Raw genomic sequence first — 16,600 nt, forward strand, 5'->3', positions numbered from 1 at the left:
GGGGGTGAGCACCATCCAAGACGGCGGCACAGCGGCCTCGACCAGCCACCGGATTCGCAGCGTGTTGGCGATCCGGCCGTTCCGCAGGCTCTGGGGTGTCACCTATCTGTGCAGCGTCGGTGACTGGCTGTCATTGCTGGCCTTGACGGGCCTGGTCACCAAGATGATGGACAGCTACCAGTGGCAGAGCTTCTCGCTCAGCCTGGTCGTGCTGACCCAGCTGCTGCCCGGCATCCTGTTCGCCCCGCTCGGCGGCGTGCTCGCGGACCGGTTCGACCGCCGCAAGATCATGGTGGTCTGCGACCTGCTGCGCGGCGGCCTGTTCATCTCGATCGCGCTGGTCGGCACGGCGTGGTGGCTGTTCATCGCGAACTTCCTGGTCGGCTGCTGCGCGATGCTGTGGATCCCGGCCAAGGACTCGGCCGTGCCGAACCTGCTGCGCCGGCCCGACCAGGTGGAGACGGCCAACCAGCTCGGCCTGGTCATGACCTACGGCATCTCGGTCATCTCCGGCGCGGGCCTGTACTCGATCATCTCCGGCATCCCCGGCTACCTCGGCCTGCAGAACAGCGACCTCGAGTTCCGCATCGCCACGATCGCGGTCATGGTCAACGGCGCGCTGTACGTGACGTCGGCCATCATCGTGGCCACCCGCATCCCGGAGCTGTCCGGCCGGATCGCCGCGGTCAAGCACATCCGGGAGAACGGCGAGGCGCCCGGCTTCTTCGCCATGCTGCGCGACGGCATGAAGTACGCGGCCCGCACGCCGCTCGTCCGCGGCCTGGTCATCGGCATGATCGGCGCGTTCGCCGCGGCCGGCGCGGTGATCGGCACGGCCACCCCGTACTCGCTGTCGCTGCTCGGCGGCGACTCCACGTTCGGCCTGCTGTTCGTGGCCGTGTTCGCCGGGTTGGCGCTGGGCATGGCGACCGCGCCCCGGATGGCCCGGCGGCTGCCCTACGACCGGCTGTTCGGCGTGACGATCCTGGTCGCGGGCGTGAGCCTGCTGTTCGTGGCGTTCGCGCCGCACCTGTGGGTGGCGCTGGTCGCGGTGGCGTGCGTCGGCGCGTCGGCGGGCATGGCGTTCCTCACCGGCCTGACCATCGTCGGCTCGCAGGTCGAGGACGCGATGCGGGGCCGGACCGTGGCGTTGCTCCAGTCGCTGCTCAAGATCGTGCTGTTCGCCGCGTCGGCCGCCGCGCCGCTGCTGGTCACGCTGGTGCAGAGGCGCACGATCACGGTCTTCGGTCACCCGATGGTGGTGGACGGCACCCGTCCGGTGCTGTTCGGCGCGGGCGTGATCGCCGCCCTGCTCGGGCTGATCGCCTACCGGCAGATGGACAACCGGCGCTCGGAGCCGTTCCTGTCCGACCTGCTCGCGGCGCTGCGCGGGCGGGCGCGGCGGACCGGCGGCGTGCTGATCGCGGTCGAGGGCGACACCCGCCAGGACACGTCCGTGCAGGCCAGGAGGCTGGCCGAGGCGTTGCGCGAGACCGGCCGCGAGGTCGTGCTCGCCTCCGACCCGGACCTCGACGAGCAGCGGCTGCGCAACCTGCTGTCCACCGCCGACCTGGCCGGCGTGCGGGCGCACGCCCTGGTGGCCGCCGCCGTGCGGGCCGACGTGGTGGAACGCGAGGTGCGGCCCGCGCTGGACAACGGCGCGCTCGTCGTCATGGAGCGGTACGTCGACAGCCCGTTGGCGCACTTCAGCGCGGCGGGCAGCGTGGAGCCGCGCGAGGTGGAGGGCCTGGTCGACTGGGCCACCGGCCGGCTGCGGCCGGACATGACCGTGCTGCTGGACCGGATGCCGTCGCAGGTGCGTGCCGCCGGCGGCACGCTGGACACCGTCGAGCACCACTGGCGCGTGCAGAAGCTGCTGACCGACATGGCCTCGGCCGACCCCGAGCGGTACGTCGTGGTCGACGCCGACGGCACCGAGGACGAGGTGGCCGCCCGGGTGCGGACCGCCGTGCTGCCGCTGCTGGCCCGGCGCACCAGGATGCCGGTCAAGCCGGTGGCGGAGACGCCCTGACGGATCGGTACGGTCGCCTGGTGAACGGTGGTGTGTGGGACGACGTCGTCGGCCAGCCGGAGGCGGTCGCGGTGCTGTCGGCGGCGGCGGAGGCCGCCGCGTCGATCGTCGCGGGCGGCACGCCGGCCCCTGGTGCGATGACCCACGCGTGGCTGTTCACCGGGCCGCCCGGATCGGGCCGCTCGGTGGCGGCACGGGCGTTCGCCGCCGCGTTGCAGTGCGGCGCCGTGGACGACCGGCCGGGCTGCGGCTCGTGCGCCGGGTGCCACACGACGTTGGCCGGCACGCACGCCGACGTGCGGGTGGTCGCACCCGAGGGCCTGTCGATCTCGGTGGCCGAGATGCGGTCGCTGGTGCAGGTGTCGGCCCGGCGGCCGACGTCCGGGCGGTGGCAGGTGGTGATCATCGCCGACGCCGACCGGCTCACCGAGGGCGCGGCGAACGCGCTGCTCAAAGCGGTGGAGGAGCCTCCGGCGCGGACCGTGTTCCTGCTGTGCGCGCCGTCGGACCACCCCGAGGACGTGTCGGTGACCATCCGGTCGCGCTGCCGGATCGTGTCGCTGGCCACCCCGCGCGCCGCGGCGATCGCGTCGGCGTTGGAGCACGAGGGCGTGGCGCCGGAGGTGGCGTCGTGGGCGGCCTCGGTGTGCGGCGGGCACGTCGGCCGGGCGCGGCGGCTGGCCACGGACGAGCAGTCGCGGGCCCGGCGCGAGGCGGTGCTGCGGATCCCGACCGCGTTGCGGCGGCCCGCGGACATCTTCACGTGCGCCGACCAGCTCGTCTCGGCCGCCGAGGGTGACGCGCAGACCGCGAACGAGGGCCGTGACACGGCCGAGCGCGAGGCGTTGGAGACCGCGATGGGCGGTGGCGGCACGGGCAAGGGCACGGCCGCCGCGTCACGCGGGGCGAAGGGCGCGCTGAAGGACCTGGAGAAGCGGCAGAAGTCGCGGGCCACCCGGACCCAGCGCGACTCGCTGGACCAGGCGCTGGTGGACCTGGCCGCGTTCTACCGGGACGTGCTGGTGACGTCGACTGGCGCGCGTGCCGTGCTCAACCACCCCGACCGGGCGGAGGACGCGCGTGCGGCGGCGGCGGAGTGGACGCCCGAGTCGACGTTGCGCCGGCTGGAGGCCGTGCTGAACTGCCGGACCGCGCTGGAGCTGAACGTGAAGCCGCGGATCGCCATCGAGGCCATGCTCACCACGCTCCAGCGTGGCTGACGCTCACCCGGACGGCTTCGTCGTCTGCCGGGTCGGGCGGCGGGCGGGCAGGGCCGCGACCAGGACGACGCCGACCAGCAGCAGGGCCGTGCCCGTCCAGAAGATCGGGACCGTCCGGTACGCCGCGTTCGTGTAGGCCAGCGGCTCGCCCTTCTTCGGCGGCGCGGCCTGTCCGCCGCCACCCGGAGGTGCCTGCGCCGGAGCGCAGACCACGCCGCCGTCCGGTGCCGCCGCGCGCACGACCTGCTCACCCAGGGACACCTGTGCCAGCGCCGACGGCAGGTTCGGCAGACCGAGCGCGTCGGTCGGCAGCAGCTGGAGGTCGAGCAGGCGCGCGGTGGCACCGAGCATGAACCCCTTGATGGTGGGACCGCCCTGCTGGAGGGGGCCGTCGAGCACCATCTCCTTCTGGTTGAGCTGCGCGACCTGCAACCGCAGCACGCCGATGTCGAGCTTGGGCAATCCCTCGGCCAAGGCGCCGACCAGCGGCAGCTTCTGGCCGGCGGCGACGCCGATCGGGACGTCCAGCTTCGGGTTGGCCGCGTCGAGCGTGCCCAGCTCCTTGCCGCCCTGGCTGACCCGCAGCACGGGCGCGGTGTAGGTGATCTTGGACGTGGCACGGTCGCCGGTGGACAGCGCGACCAGCGTCGGTTGGCCGACCACGTCGACGCGGATCTCCGCCGCCGTGCCGGCGAGGAGTCGGACGCTCGCGGCCTGGAGCGTGGACGTCGACCGCACGGCCTTGTTGGGGCTGCCGGGCAGGTCGACCAGGTCGACGGTGGAGTGGGCGCTGAGCGTCTCGGGGAGGCTGAGCAGCGAGCCGTCCGCGCCGGTGTCGGGCGTGCCGGAGAGCAGGCCGCCGAGTTGGCTGAGCGGCGCGGTGAGCTGCTTGACGTTGTCGATCAGGGCCTGCTCGGCGGCGGCGTCGAGCTTCGGCGTGTCCGCGGTGAGCAGGCCGGTCAGGTCCGGTGTGCTGGGCAGGGTCGGGATGGCGTTGAGGACGCTCAGGGACGCGACGGAGGTCTTGGCGTCGGCGAGGGGCCGCACGCACGGGCCCAGCTCGTCGTGCCAGCGGGCGTGCACGCTGCCGTTGAGCAGGCCGACCTTGAGCAGGGCGTCCAGCGGGGTGGCGGGCGGCGTGAGGCCACCCGTGACGGGCGCGGCGTTGTCCGGGGACGCGGTCTGCACGAGCGTGCCGGGAGTCTGCGGCGCCCGGCCCTGCACCGCGAAGCCCAGCGGCGACGCCTGCGCGATCGACCGCTCGTAGGACAGGAACGCCTCGGTGTTGGCCTGCGCGGAGGCGAGCCCGACGCCGATCTCGGCCGCCGACTGCTTGGGCAGCTGGTCGCCGAAGCCCGGCAGGATCGTGTTCGTGGGCGACGAGTCCGGCGCGAGCCTGACCACGGCCAGGCCGGTGCCCGCGTCGCCGATCGCGTGCGTGCGCGGCGCCGGGCCGGCGGAGACCGGCGGCTGGTTCGGGTCACGCGGACCGGGCACCGGCGTCGTCGTCGGCTGGCCGAGAGCGGGAGCGGCGCACAGCGCGACGAGCACGGCGGCAGCGGGCACGGCCATCAGGCGCATGTGGTCTGACCTCCACGGCGGTGGCGTCGGCGTGCGACGCTCGCGTGAGCACCGTCACTTGTTGCTCTAACGACCATCCCCCGGTTCGGTGACGCCGCGGCGGTCGGCTATAGTTGTCGCGTCTCGCCGCCTTAGCTCAGTCGGCCAGAGCGGCTCACTCGTAATGAGCAGGTCATCGGTTCGATTCCGATAGGCGGCTCGCGAGATACGAAGGCCCCGGGTTTCCGCCCGGGGCCTTCGTCGTGTCCGCCTTTCGCGTCGACTTCCCTTGCCGGCTACGGCGCGAGTCCGCGATGCTGCTCCATCGGGGTGACCTTTTCACCATTGGCGTCAGGTGTGGGCAACGGTGTCGTTGCCACCGTGGAGGTGATGGCGATGGTCACGATGGTCGTGCTGACGGTGCTGGCCCTGCCGCTGGCCGTGCTCGCGGCACGCGTCGGTCGTCGGCGCTGGGTGCGCAGGCGGGCCGTGGCGCGGGTCCGGGCCGAGTTGTTCCGGCACTGGGTGATGCGCGACGAGCCGAGCGGGCGGCACCTCATCCGGTCCTGACGACGGGCGCCGCGATCCTGGTGATCACGTCGCCGTAGCGGCGGGTCAGCTCGGCCTTCGCCGCCGCGGGCGTGCCCACGACGGCGAAGGCGGCCAGGACCTCGTCGGTGACGGCGGCGGCCATGTCGTCCCACCGCCGCCGCCGGGACAGCTGGTGCAGCTCCTCGTGCAGGTCGCCCCAGCCGTGCAGGTCCAGCACCTTGCGGTAGGTGGGCGTGGACCCGTAGAACGCGATCTGCCGCCGGACCTCCGCCACGCCCTCCTCGTCGCACGCCACCAGCGACGGTCCGCTGATCTCCATGCCCGCCAACGGTTTGCCCGCCTTGGCCCGGCCGCGCGCCAACGCGGGCAGCGTCACCTCGCGCAGGTACCGCTCGGTGGTGAAGCTGTGGCACAGGAACCCGTCCGCCACCTCGCCCGCGACCTCGGTCATCAGCTCGCCGACGCCCGCCAGCCACACCTTCGGCGGGCCGTGCGGGTTGGGGCCCGGGTCGAAGAACGGCGTCATCAGCGTGTGCGTGTAGAACTCGCCGCGGAACTTCAGCCGCTCGCCGGTGGCCCAGGTGTGCCAGATGGCCCGCAACGCCAGCACGAACTCGCGCATCCGCGCCGCGGGCCGTGACCACGGCATGCCGAACCGCTTGGTGACGTGCGGCTCCACCTGCGAGCCGAGCCCGAGGTGGAACCGGCCGCCCGCCAGCAGTTGCAGGTCGTTGGCCTGCACGGCGGTGCTCATCGGGTTGCGCGCGAACGCCACCGCGATGGCCGTGCCCAGGTCGACCCGCTCCACCTGCCCGGCCACGCGGCCCAGCGCCAGGAACGGGTCGTGCCTGGTCTCCGCCAGCCAGAAGCCGTCGCAGCCCTGGTCCTGAGCCGCACGTGCCGCGTCGAGCACGGTCCGCGGGTCGTACTCGATCTCCAGCCGGTCCACCTTCACGCCAGGGGAACCTACTCGCAGGCCACGCCGTCCTTGTCGCGGTCCAGGGCGGGTCGGTAGCCGGGCTGGCCGGCGTAGAGCGGCGCGGCACCCGCGGCACGGGCGGCGTCGCAGTTGGCGTAGTAGGCCTCGGCAGGCGGGGCGGGCTGCACGGGCTGCGGCGCCGGCTGCACCGGTTGCGGCGGAGGCGGGTTGTACGTCGGCTTCGGCGCGGGCGGGGGAGGTGGCGGCGGCGCGATGGTGTCGGCGCCGGCGCACGGCGCGCCCCACAGGCCGAGACCGGCGGCCTTCGCCGCGTCCTGGGCCGTGACGAGGGCGGCGGACGCGGCGTCCTCGGCACGGGCCATGCCCTTGCCGACCACGTGCACGGCCAGGTCGACGCCGTCGGGCAGCAGCACGGTCGCGCCGACGACGCGCAAGTCCTTGCCCGGCAGCGTGGTCTTCAGGAAGTCCACCGCGGCCGCGGCCCAGCACTCGCCGGGCTGCGCGAGCCCGGCCAGCTGCACCCGTCCGCCGCCGGACACGGTGATCGTGCGCCCGTCGACCACTTCCGCGACCGTCACGGGAGGCGTTGTCGTCGTGGTGGCCGGGGTGGTTGTCGTAGTGGTGGTTGTCGTGGTGGTCGTGGTCTGCGTCGCGTTGAGCGCGCGCGGGGTGCCGTCCTCGGGCGTCGGGTTGGTGATGCCGACGATGAACAAGAACAGCACCACGACACCGACCGTGATGAGGACGCGGCGCTTGCGGGGGAGCTTGCGCCACGCAGCTAACGGGCCCGAATCCGCCGGGCCTGCGGGTCTACCTGCCATGTCCGCCTCATCGTCGGTGCGATGATCGGGTGTTACCAACATCACTTGACAGGATCGGTTGCTCACGTTGAGTCATCGGGCTGGGCGTGGGTCATCGTGGCTACCCACGAGTAGCAACGAGACCGGTGTCACGGGTAATCCGTTTGCCATGTCACCCGAACGAGCGCATGCTTGTATCCAGCAACTAGTTGGTTGATGCAAGCAAACGGAGTGTGTGATGGCGACCCCGGTGGGTGACGAGGTGCGGGCCGACGAACTCGCCATGGCCGACCGGCTCGGCATGGCGCTGGTGCGGATGAACAAGATGCACGCCTGCGTCGCCGCGCACATGAGCAAGGCAGGGCTGGACAAGGCGTCCTTCGTGCTGCTGGCCAACCTCAACCAGATGGGCCCGTCACGGGCGGGCGCACTGGCCGAGGCGGTGTTCTCCGACCCGTCCACGGTCAGCCGCCAGGTGGCGACGCTGGTCAAGGACGGCCTGGTGGAACGCCGGGCCGACCCGGAGGACGGCCGGGCGAGCGTGCTGGCGGTGACCGAGGCGGGCGCACGACTGCTCGCCGAACGCCGCGCGCAGCGCAACGTCCTGCTGGCCGGCCTGTTCACGGACTGGTCCCCGCAGGAGTGGACGCGGTTCATCGAGTACTTCGAGCGCTTCGTGGGGGACTACGAGAAGGCGCTACCGGATTTCATCGCTGAGAGCGGACTGGGGCCGCGCTCAGAAGGGGAGAAGTGATGTCGGAAACGACAACCCGAGCGGACGCGCCGCCACCCGGCGCCGCCCTGCTCACCCACCGGCAGATCCTGACGATCCTGTCGGGCCTGCTGCTCGGGCTGTTCCTGGCCGCGCTCGACCAGATGATCGTGGCCACGGCCATGAAGACCATCGCGGACGAGCTGCACGGCCAGACGCTCCAGGCGTGGGCGACCACCGCCTACCTGATCACCGCGACGGTCTCCACGCCGCTGTACGGCAAGCTGTCCGACATCTACGGCCGCAAGCCGATGTACCTGACCGCGATCACGCTGTTCCTCGCGGGCTCGCTGCTGTCCGGCATCGCGAACTCGATGTACGAGCTGGCCGCGTTCCGCGCGGTGCAGGGCCTCGGCGCCGGCGGTCTGATGTCGCTGGCCATGGCGATCCTGGCGGACATCACGTCGCCGCGTGAGCGCAGCCGTTACACGGGCTACTTCATGGCCGTGTTCGGCATCTCCAGCGTCGCGGGCCCTGTGGTCGGCGGCCTGTTCGCGGGCATGGAGTCGTTCCTCGGCACGGCCGGCTGGCGCTGGGTGTTCCTGATCAACGTGCCGATCGCGCTGGTCGCGCTCGTCGTGGTGGGCAAGGTGCTCAACATCCCGCACCAGCGGGTGAACCACCGGATCGACTTCGTCGGCGCGGGCCTGCTGACCACCGGCCTGGTGCCGCTGCTGATCGTGGCCGAGCAGGGCCGCGGGTGGGGTTGGGCGTCCGGCACCTCGATCGCCATGTACGTCATCGGCGTGCTGGGCCTGATCGGGTTCGTGCTCACCGAGAAGCGGATGGGCGACGAGGCGCTGCTGCCGCTGCGGCTGTTCAAGCGGCAGACGTTCGCGCTCGGCAACGTGGTCAACTTCCTGCTCGGCGTCGGGATGTTCGGCGGCATGGTCTCGCTGCCGCTGTACCTGCAGATCGTGAAGGGCTACTCGGCCACCGAGTCCGGCCTGATGATGCTGCCGCTGACGCTCGGCATCATGCTGGCGGCGGGGACGAGCGGCAACATCACCGCCAAGACCGGCCGCTACAAGGTGTTCCCGGTCATCGGGTTCGGGTTGATGACGGCCGCGCTGTTCGTCTTCAGCACGGTCGGCACGGACACGTCGATCTACCAGCCGCTCGCGTTGATGTTCTTCCTGGGCGCCGGTCTCGGCCTGTGCATGCAGACCCTGCTGGTGGCCATCCAGAACGACGCCGAGCCGCGCGACATGGGTGTGGCGACCTCGTCGGCCACGTTCTTCCGCCAGATCGGCGGCACGGTCGGCACCGCGGTGTTCCTGTCGATCCTGTTCAGCACGGTCGGCGACAAGATCGGCAACGCGTTGCGCACGGCAGCCGGCACGCCCGACTTCCAGGCGGCGCTGGCCCGGCCGGAGAACCGCGAGTTCGCGGCCGGCCTGCAGGGCGGCGGCACGGCGTTCGACCTGGACAACACCGAGTTCCTGACCAAGCTCGACCCGGTGCTCGCCCGGCCGTTCCTGGACGGCTTCTCGTCGTCGATCGACCTGGTGTTCCTGGTCGGCGGCCTGGTGACGGCGATCGGGTTCGCGGTGATCTGGTTCCTGCGCGAGGTGCCGCTGTCCAACCGGTCCGGCCTGGAGCGCGTGCAGGACGAGAACGCGGAGGGCGCGAAGCCCGCGCCGGTCGCGATGCACTGATCGGCCAGAACGCGAAGAGGCCCGCTCCCCGGCATGGGGTGCGGGCCTCTTCGCGCGTCAGCAGCTCAGTGGTCTTCGCCGCGCGCCACGGCGTCCTTCAGGCGCTGGTACGAGCGGACGATCTCCGCCTCGGCGTCGGTGCGGCCGACCCAGGTCGCGCCCTCGACGCTCTTGCCCGGCTCCAGGTCCTTGTAGACCTCGAAGAAGTGCTGGATCTCCAGCCGGTAGAACTCGTTCAGGTGGTGGATGTCGCGCAGGTGCTCGGAGCGCGGGTCCTCCGCCGGGACGCAGAGCAGCTTGTCGTCGCCGCCCTTCTCGTCGGTCATCCGGAACATGCCGATCGCGCGCGACTTGATCAGGCAGCCCGGGAACGTCGGCTCCTGCACGATCACGAGCGCGTCGAGCGGGTCGCCGTCCTCGCCCAGCGTGTTGTCGACGAACCCGTAGTCCGCCGGGTACTGAGTGGCCGTGAACAGGGTCCGGTCCAGCCGGATGCGCCCCGTCTTGTGGTCCATCTCGTACTTGTTGCGGACCCCCTTGGGGATCTCGATGGTGACGTCGAACTCCACTGCGCGGTCCTCGCTCGTCTTCGCCGTTCGTTACGCCACTAGTGTGGACTACGTCGTCTCGTCAACCCCTGGCAGAGGGTGTGACGTTGCCCGTACTCGACCGCGGAGGACTGCGTGCCCGACGAGCCATCGTGGCCGACCTTTGACGGCGACGAGGTCGACCGCGAGCCGCCGACGGTGCAGGTCAGGCGGCCTGACCCGCCCACGATGCGGATTCCGGCGCCGGTGCCCGCCAAGCCCGTGAGGGTGCCGCCGGAGCCCGTGCCGCCGCACCGCCCGGCGCCGCCGACCGAGATCAAGTCGGAACCTGAACCGGTCCCTGAACCGATCACGGAACGTGAAGAGCCGCCGCCTCCGACCCGACGGCGGAAGCGCCCGTTCGTGTTGGCCGCCGCGGCGCTGTTGGTGATCGCGCTCGCCGGCTCGGCGGTGATCGGCACGCAGCGGGGGTGGTTCGACGCCGCGCCCGTGCCGACGACGGCCGCGCCGCTGCCACCCGCCCCGGTGTCGTTGACGATGAAGGGCGTCGGCGCGGACGGCAAGGCGGCCACGGCGGCGGGCGTGCGCGCGGTGCTGGCCGGTCCGGCGGCGAACGGGCTGCTGGCGCCGTTGGCGGGCCTGGTGGTGGACCCGGCCACCGGCACGGCGCTGTGGAACCAGGGCGAGACGACGCCGCAGACGCCCGCGTCCACGATCAAGGTGCTGACCGCGGCGGCGGCGCTGCTCGCGCTCGACCACACGTCCCAGTTCTCGACGAAGGTCGTGCGCGGCGCGCAGCCCGGCGCGGTCGTGCTGGTCGGCGGCGGCGACCCGACGCTGTCGTCCCGGCCCGCCGGCGAGACCACGGTGTACCCGGGCGCGGCCACGATCGACGACCTCGCCGCGCAGGTGCGCGCGTCCGGCGGCCAGGTGACGCAGGTGCTGTACGACGTGTCGCGGTACGCCGGTCCGGGCGCCGCGCCCGGCTGGGACCCCACCGACGTGCAGAACGGGTACGTCGCGCCGATCGAGCCGGTGATGCTGGACGGCGGGCGTGCCGACCCGACCAAGTACGACACGCCGCGCACGTCCACGCCCGCCGAGACGGCCGCGCGGGCGTTGGCGCAGCGGTTGGGCGTGCCCGCGGTGGCGGCGGGCGTGGCGGCGCCGGGGGCGCAGGTGCTCGGCGAGGTGAAGTCCGTGCCGGTGGACCAGCTGGTCGAGAACCTGATGCAGATCTCGGACAACGTGCTGGCCGAGACGATGGCGCGCGAGGTGGCCAAGGCGCGTGGGCTGGAGCCGTCGTTCGCGGGGGCGGCGCAGGCGGTGCGGGACGTGCTGACCGAGCACGGGTTCGACCTGTCGACGTCCACGATCGTGGACGGCAGCGGGCTGTCGCCGAACGACAAGGTGCCCGCGAAGCTGCTGGCGGACGTGCTCGCGGCGGCGGCGAAGCCGGACGCGTCCGACCCGAAGACGGCGAAGCTGCGGCCGTTGCTGACGGCCCTGCCGGTGGCGGGCGGCAGCGGCACGCTGGCGACCCGTTACGAGCAGTGGGGCGCGGGCGGGCGGGGGTGGGTCCGGGCCAAGACGGGCACGTTGACCTCCGTGAACTCGCTCGCGGGCGTGGTGGTCGACGTGGACGGCCGGCTGCTGGTGTTCGCGTTCATGTCGTTGAGCGCGGAGAACAACGACAAGGTGCGGGGCGCGCTGGACGAGATGGCCGCCGCCCTCCGGACCTGCGGCTGCTGACCCGTCCCGAGCGTTGAACTCGGCCTACCTGAACGTAGGACTCTCGTGTTCTGAACGTAGGACTCTCGCGACCTGAAGGTTCGACACGCGCGTTCTGAACGTAGGACACGCGCGCGTGTCGAACGCTCAGGTCGCGCGTGTCCTACGTTCGGGACGTGCGTGTCCTACGTTCGGAACGCGTGAGTTGAACGTTCGGGAGGCGCGGCGGGAGTGTTGTCCGGGCGGCCCTCGCAGGTAGCGTCAGAAGGGTGAACCCGGCGACGCAGGACCGCAGTGCCCCGGTCGATTGGGCCCTGGCCGTCACCACGGCGACCAGGCTCGTCCGGCCCGGCCCGATCGTGCCGAGAGCCGAGGCCGACATCGCCGTGCACCGGCTGCGCGAACTCGCCGTCGACGCCGAGGTGCACGTCCGCGAACTCACCGGCCTCGGCCACGGCATGCCCCTCAAGCAGGGCGAGGTGGTCGACCGGCCGGGCTGGGTGCGCGCCGCCGTGCAGGGCCTCGCCGCCCTCACCGACGGCGCCCTGCCCAAGCAGTCCGGCGCGCTCGGCGGCGTCCTCGCGGGCACGGCGGGCGTCCAGGCGGGCGTCGTCATCGCGTTCCTCAGCGGCCGGGTGCTCGGCCAGTACGACCCGTTCTCCGAAGGCGGCAGGCTGCTGCTGGTCGCGCCGAACATCGTCGGCGCCCAACGTGCCCTCGACGTCTCCGGCGAGGACTTCAGCATGTGGGTCTGCCTGCACGAGGGCACCCACCGCCTGCAGTTCACCGCCGTGCCGTGGCTCGCCGACCACTTCGCGGGCCTGGTCGCCACCCTGCTCGGCAGCATGGAGGAGGGCTCCGCGCCACGCCTGCGCGACCTGCCGAAGCGGCTGCGCGAGTCGGGCGGCCTGGTGGAGCTGCTGCAGAGCCCCGGCCAGCGCGAGGTGCTGGACCGGCTCATCGCCCTGTCGACGTTGCTGGAGGGCCACGCCGACCACGTGATGGACGCCGTGGGCCCGGACGTCGTGCCGTCGGTCCGCACGATCCGCGAACGCTTCACCGCCCGCCGCCAGGGCGGTGGCCTGCTGGACCGCGTGCTGCGCACGCTCCTCGGCGTCGAGGCGAAGGTCCGCCAGTACGCGGAGGGCGCGGCGTTCACCGGGCACGTGGTCGACGCGGTCGGCATGGACCGCTTCAACACCGTCTGGACCAGCGCGGACACCCTCCCGACCCGCGCGGAGATCGCCGACCCGGCCGGGTGGCTCCGACGCGTCCAACCGTGAACGGACCGCTCGCCGAGGTGCGCACGGCCGTCAAGCGCTTCCTCCACGAACACCGCCCCGACCGGGTGACGGTGGCCGTCAGCGGCGGCGCGGACTCCCTCGCGCTGGCCGCCGTCACGGCAGGCCTGGTCGAGGCGGACGCGGTCGTCGTGGACCACGGCCTGCAACCCGACTCGGCGCGGGTCGCCGAACGGGCCGCGAGCACGTGCCGCGAGCTGGGCCTGCCCGCCGAGGTGCGCCGCGTCGAGGTCACCGGATCGGGTGGACCTGAGGCCGCCGCGCGGAAGGCCAGGTACGCGGCGCTGAGACCGGAGCGCGGCCTGGTCCTGCTCGGCCACACGAGGGACGACCAGGCCGAGACGGTGCTGCTGGGCCTCGGTCGCGGCTCCGGCCCGCGCAGCATCGCCGGCATGCGCCCGCACGACCCGCCGTGGGGCCGTCCGCTGCTGCGGGTCTCCCGGGCCGTGACGGAGGCCGCGTGTGACGAACTCGGCCTCACCCCGTGGCGCGACCCGCACAACGAGGACCCGCGCTACACCAGGGTCCGCCTGCGCCGCGAGGTCCTGCCGCTGCTGGAGGACGTGCTCCAGGGCGGTGTGGCCGACGCGCTCGCCCGCACCGCCGCCCACTTGCGCGAGGACAACGACGCGCTGGACGAGCTGGCCGAGGCGTTCGACGGCGACCGCGGTTCGGTGGACGACGTCGGCCGCTTGCCGACCGCCCTGCGCCGCCGCGTGCTGCGCCGGTGGCTGCTGGAGGAGAAGGTGCCCGAGTTGTCCGACTCGCACCTGCGCCGGGTGGACGCCCTGGTGAGCGAGTGGCGTGGGCAGGGCGGCGTGTGGCTGCCCGGCGGCTTTGTGGCGCGGCGTGCGCATGGCAGGCTGCGAGTGGAACCAGTGCAGTCATGACAAAAGGGGAACCGTCCGTGTACGACGGCGACATCAGTTCCGTGCTCATCAGCGAGCAGGAGATCAGCGACAAGGTCACCGAGCTGGCCAACAAGGTCGCGGCTGACTACCCGGCCGACGGCGGGAACGACCTGGTGCTGATCACCGTGCTCAAGGGCGCGGTGATGTTCATGACCGACCTGGCCAGGGCGTTGCCGGTGCCGGTGCAGCTGGAGTTCATGGCGGTGAGCTCCTACGGCTCGTCGACCTCGTCCTCCGGCGTGGTGCGCATCCTCAAGGACCTCGACCGGGACATCGCGGACCGCGACGTGATCATCGTCGAGGACATCATCGACTCGGGCCTCACGCTGTCGTGGCTGCTCAAGAACCTGGCGTCGCGCAAGCCGCGGTCGCTGGAGGTCTGCACGCTGCTGCGCAAGCCGGACGCGGTCAAGGTCGAGGTGCCGGTGAAGTACGTCGGCTTCGAGATCCCGAACGAGTTCGTGGTGGGCTACGGCCTGGACTACGCCGAGCGCTACCGCGACCTCCCCTACATCGGCACCTTGGACCCGAAGGTCTACTCAAGCTGAGGAACGACCTCGCGGAGCGGCCTCTACTAGACCACTCCGCGAGGTCGCGTCGACCGAGCCGCCGTCTGCGGAGCAGCGGCAATCCAACACCGTTTCAGCAGTTCGGCCGGCAGCGGCGTTGTGAGATGCCGTCCAGCAGCACGCCGCGGATGTCCTCAGGCTCCATCGCCTGGTAGGCCTTGCCGCCGGTGGCCTCGGCGATCTGCCGCAGCGCGTTCATGTCCGCGTCCGCGCCCAGCCCCACCATGATCATCGGCACCGGCCGCGCCGGGTCGGCCTCCTGCTTCAGCGTGGCCAGCAGGCCGGGCAGGTCGATGCTGGAGATGTCGTCGTTGCTGCCGTCGGTGATCAGTGTGACTGAGTTGATCTTGGACGGGTCGTAGGTCTGCTGCACGTGCCGGAACGCGGCCAGCGCCGTCTCGTGCAACGCCGTGCCGCCGCCGACCAGGGCGGGCAGGTTGCCCGCGCCCTTCTGCAGCTGCACCCGCCGCGGCGCGCCGCCGATCGGCTCGCCGAGCGGACCTACCGGCACCAGCTCGATCCAGTCGTTCGGCGGCTTCTTGTTCGTCGAGAACGCCCACAGGCCGATCTCCGAGGTGTCGGGCAGCATGCCCAACGCGGTCAGCGCCGCCTCCCGGGCCGCCTCGACGCGGGTCTGGCCGTTGCTCATCTTCTCGGCCATCGAGCCGGACACGTCCAGCACGGCGAGCAGCCGGGTGTCCAGGCTCACCGCGCCCCACGTGCGCAGCAGCTCGGAGACCTGGTCGGGGTCCGGCGTCTGCAGCACGGCCACGTCGTCGCCGCGCACGCCGTGCTCCTCGTTGGTCCAGCCGCCGGGCGCCTTGCCGTCGGGCGTGCGGAAACCGGCCTCGGCGAACCGCTGGGCGGTCCGGCTGGTGCGCAACGCCTGCTCGAAGCCCTCCGCGGCCTGCGCGGTGCCCGCCTGCTCGCTCAACCGGCTCACCCGCACCACCGGGTAGTCGAACGCGACGGTGCCCTCCTTGGGGTAGGAGGCGACGACCCGGCGTGACCCGGCCGTGCGGTTGGCGGACAGCACGGACTGCTCCGAAGCGGTGAACACGGGCGCGTTGTCCGCGCCCTGCACGACCTTGCCGAACGCGTCGCGCACGGACGGCAGCGCGTTGCGGCCGACCCGCAGCAGCGCGCCGATCAGCTCCGCCTTCGGCGTGCCGTCCGGGTTGCCGAGCTGCGCGCGGATGACCGCGAGCGTGGCCAGGCCCTCGGTGGACGTGGTCGGGTCGCTCAGCGTCACCGGCACCCTCGGGTCGACGACCTTCGCCCAGGTCACGGGCGCGATGGGCCAGCCGAGCGCGGTCATGGCCTGCTCCGAGCCCGCGATCACCAGCGGCGAGCTCGCCAGCGGGTCGTGGATGTCGAGCCGCGGCGCCTCGGTGCCCTCGTCACCGGCCTGCCGCTGGGTCTCGGCCGCCCACATGGACGAGTCCGGCACCCACAGCGCGGGCGGGTTGATCTGCGCGGTCGGCAGCTCGTTGGCCACGTCGGCCGCGCCGCGCGCCTCGACCTGCACCTGCACGCACTTGCCGTCGACGATGGGCTGGGTCGCCTGGTAGTCGTCGGCCGCGCCGCGCACGACTTCCTCGATCGCCGGGGTCACCGCGATCTTGAGCGGTAGGGTGCCCTTGCACTCGGGTCCGCTGGTGGCCCGCAGCGCCACCACCGTGACGCCCGCGGCGGCGATCACGCCGAGCAGCGCGCCGACGGGCAGGATGACGCGGCGGAGGCGACCGGGGCTGTCCGGGTTGCGAGCTGACATCTTCGTACCTTCGGTCGGTGTTCACCCTTTCGGGTGGGCGAGGAACACTCGGTGGTTGCCGAGGATGACACGGCTCACTCACATGACAAACTCTCGTGTTCTACGTCACTCGAGTGGTCCTCATGTTGTCGCTACCTGCTAGGCACGGATAACCCCTCGTGAGTGGTTACGGTGCCGACAGCCATCCGGTTCATGATCGAAACGGTCGACCGGTCGAACCCGGCGTGACCTG

Annotated in this window: 14 protein-coding genes and 1 tRNA gene; 10 read left to right on the forward strand and 5 right to left on the reverse strand. The window is 72.1% G+C overall.

Annotation, left to right across the window (positions count from 1 at the left end; translation table 11 throughout):
• Positions 1–4 precede the first annotated feature (4 nt).
• Positions 5–2,032 (forward strand): bifunctional MFS transporter/dTMP kinase, encoded by a 2,028-nt coding sequence (locus ADK67_RS08320; RefSeq protein ID WP_053715812.1) that lies wholly within the window; start codon positions 5–7, stop codon positions 2,030–2,032.
• A 20-nt stretch (positions 2,033–2,052) separates the two neighbouring features.
• Entirely contained in the window at positions 2,053–3,252 is a 1,200-nt protein-coding gene (locus ADK67_RS08325; protein WP_157620011.1) for a DNA polymerase III subunit delta', read from the forward strand.
• A 3-nt stretch (positions 3,253–3,255) separates the two neighbouring features.
• On the opposite strand, the gene ADK67_RS08330 is transcribed toward ADK67_RS08325, so the two are convergent.
• Complete coding sequence (locus ADK67_RS08330) at positions 3,256–4,833, reverse strand: hypothetical protein (protein WP_053715813.1); 1,578 nt, start codon at positions 4,831–4,833, stop codon at positions 3,256–3,258.
• Positions 4,834–4,958: 125 nt separating this feature from the next.
• Here ADK67_RS08330 and ADK67_RS08335 point away from each other — a divergent pair.
• Positions 4,959–5,032 (forward strand) — tRNA-Thr (locus ADK67_RS08335).
• A 170-nt stretch (positions 5,033–5,202) separates the two neighbouring features.
• The gene (locus tag ADK67_RS08340; protein WP_157620012.1) at positions 5,203–5,382 is read left to right on the forward strand and encodes a hypothetical protein; all 180 of its coding nucleotides are present in this window, start codon (positions 5,203–5,205) and stop codon (positions 5,380–5,382) included.
• Here ADK67_RS08340 and ADK67_RS08345 read toward each other — a convergent pair.
• Both ADK67_RS08345 and ADK67_RS08350 read right to left on the reverse strand, forming a co-directional pair.
• A complete protein-coding gene (locus ADK67_RS08345; RefSeq protein WP_053715815.1) occupies positions 5,369–6,319 on the reverse strand; it encodes a TIGR03617 family F420-dependent LLM class oxidoreductase in 951 nt (316 codons plus the stop codon). The genes ADK67_RS08340 and ADK67_RS08345 overlap by 14 nt on opposite strands.
• 11 nt (positions 6,320–6,330) lie before the next feature.
• Entirely contained in the window at positions 6,331–7,029 is a 699-nt protein-coding gene (locus ADK67_RS08350) for an excalibur calcium-binding domain-containing protein (RefSeq protein ID WP_231648073.1), read from the reverse strand.
• Positions 7,030–7,342: 313 nt separating this feature from the next.
• On the opposite strand from ADK67_RS08350, the gene ADK67_RS08355 reads away from it, so the two are divergent.
• On the forward strand, positions 7,343–7,858 hold the full coding sequence (locus ADK67_RS08355) for a MarR family winged helix-turn-helix transcriptional regulator (protein WP_053715816.1): 516 nt from the start codon (positions 7,343–7,345) through the stop codon (positions 7,856–7,858).
• On the forward strand, positions 7,858–9,534 hold the full coding sequence (locus ADK67_RS08360) for an MDR family MFS transporter (protein WP_053715817.1): 1,677 nt from the start codon (positions 7,858–7,860) through the stop codon (positions 9,532–9,534). Before ADK67_RS08355 ends, ADK67_RS08360 begins: the two co-directional genes overlap by 1 nt.
• 65 nt (positions 9,535–9,599) lie before the next feature.
• Here ADK67_RS08360 and ADK67_RS08365 read toward each other — a convergent pair whose 3' ends face one another.
• Complete coding sequence (locus ADK67_RS08365) at positions 9,600–10,103, reverse strand: inorganic diphosphatase (protein ID WP_053715818.1); 504 nt, start codon at positions 10,101–10,103, stop codon at positions 9,600–9,602.
• Between the two features lie 114 nt (positions 10,104–10,217).
• On the opposite strand from ADK67_RS08365, the gene dacB reads away from it, so the two are divergent.
• The 4 genes from dacB (at position 10,218) to hpt (ending at position 14,573) form a co-directional block, all read left to right on the forward strand.
• Positions 10,218–11,834: a D-alanyl-D-alanine carboxypeptidase/D-alanyl-D-alanine endopeptidase gene (gene dacB / locus ADK67_RS08370; protein WP_053715819.1), complete on the forward strand. Its 1,617-nt coding sequence runs from the start codon at positions 10,218–10,220 to the stop codon at positions 11,832–11,834.
• A gap of 248 nt (positions 11,835–12,082) precedes the next feature.
• Entirely contained in the window at positions 12,083–13,096 is a 1,014-nt protein-coding gene (locus ADK67_RS08375; protein WP_053715820.1) for a zinc-dependent metalloprotease, read from the forward strand.
• Positions 13,093–14,004 (forward strand): tRNA lysidine(34) synthetase TilS, encoded by a 912-nt coding sequence (gene tilS / locus ADK67_RS08380; protein ID WP_053715821.1) that lies wholly within the window; start codon positions 13,093–13,095, stop codon positions 14,002–14,004. Before ADK67_RS08375 ends, tilS begins: the two co-directional genes overlap by 4 nt.
• 17 nt (positions 14,005–14,021) lie before the next feature.
• Positions 14,022–14,573 carry a hypoxanthine phosphoribosyltransferase gene (gene hpt / locus ADK67_RS08385; RefSeq protein WP_053715822.1) on the forward strand — a complete coding sequence of 184 codons (552 nt, stop codon included), beginning with the start codon at positions 14,022–14,024 and terminating at the stop codon, positions 14,571–14,573.
• 94 nt (positions 14,574–14,667) lie between these two features.
• Here hpt and ADK67_RS08390 read toward each other — a convergent pair whose 3' ends face one another.
• The gene (locus ADK67_RS08390) at positions 14,668–16,368 is read right to left on the reverse strand and encodes a substrate-binding and VWA domain-containing protein (RefSeq protein ID WP_053715823.1); all 1,701 of its coding nucleotides are present in this window, start codon (positions 16,366–16,368) and stop codon (positions 14,668–14,670) included.
• Positions 16,369–16,600 lie beyond the last annotated feature (232 nt).

This window comes from Saccharothrix sp. NRRL B-16348 (genome assembly GCF_001280085.1).
Taxonomy (GTDB): domain Bacteria; phylum Actinomycetota; class Actinomycetes; order Mycobacteriales; family Pseudonocardiaceae; genus Actinosynnema.

Coding starts and splice junctions, on each gene's coding strand:
- ADK67_RS08330 (WP_053715813.1), bottom strand. CDS start 4,833: ATGCGCCTGATGGCCGTGCCCGCTGCCGCCGTGCTCGTCGCGCTGTGC.
- ADK67_RS08340 (WP_157620012.1), top strand. CDS start 5,203: ATGGCGATGGTCACGATGGTCGTGCTGACGGTGCTGGCCCTGCCGCTG.
- ADK67_RS08355 (WP_053715816.1), top strand. CDS start 7,343: ATGGCGACCCCGGTGGGTGACGAGGTGCGGGCCGACGAACTCGCCATG.
- ADK67_RS08360 (WP_053715817.1), top strand. CDS start 7,858: ATGTCGGAAACGACAACCCGAGCGGACGCGCCGCCACCCGGCGCCGCC.
- ADK67_RS08390 (WP_053715823.1), bottom strand. CDS start 16,368: ATGTCAGCTCGCAACCCGGACAGCCCCGGTCGCCTCCGCCGCGTCATC.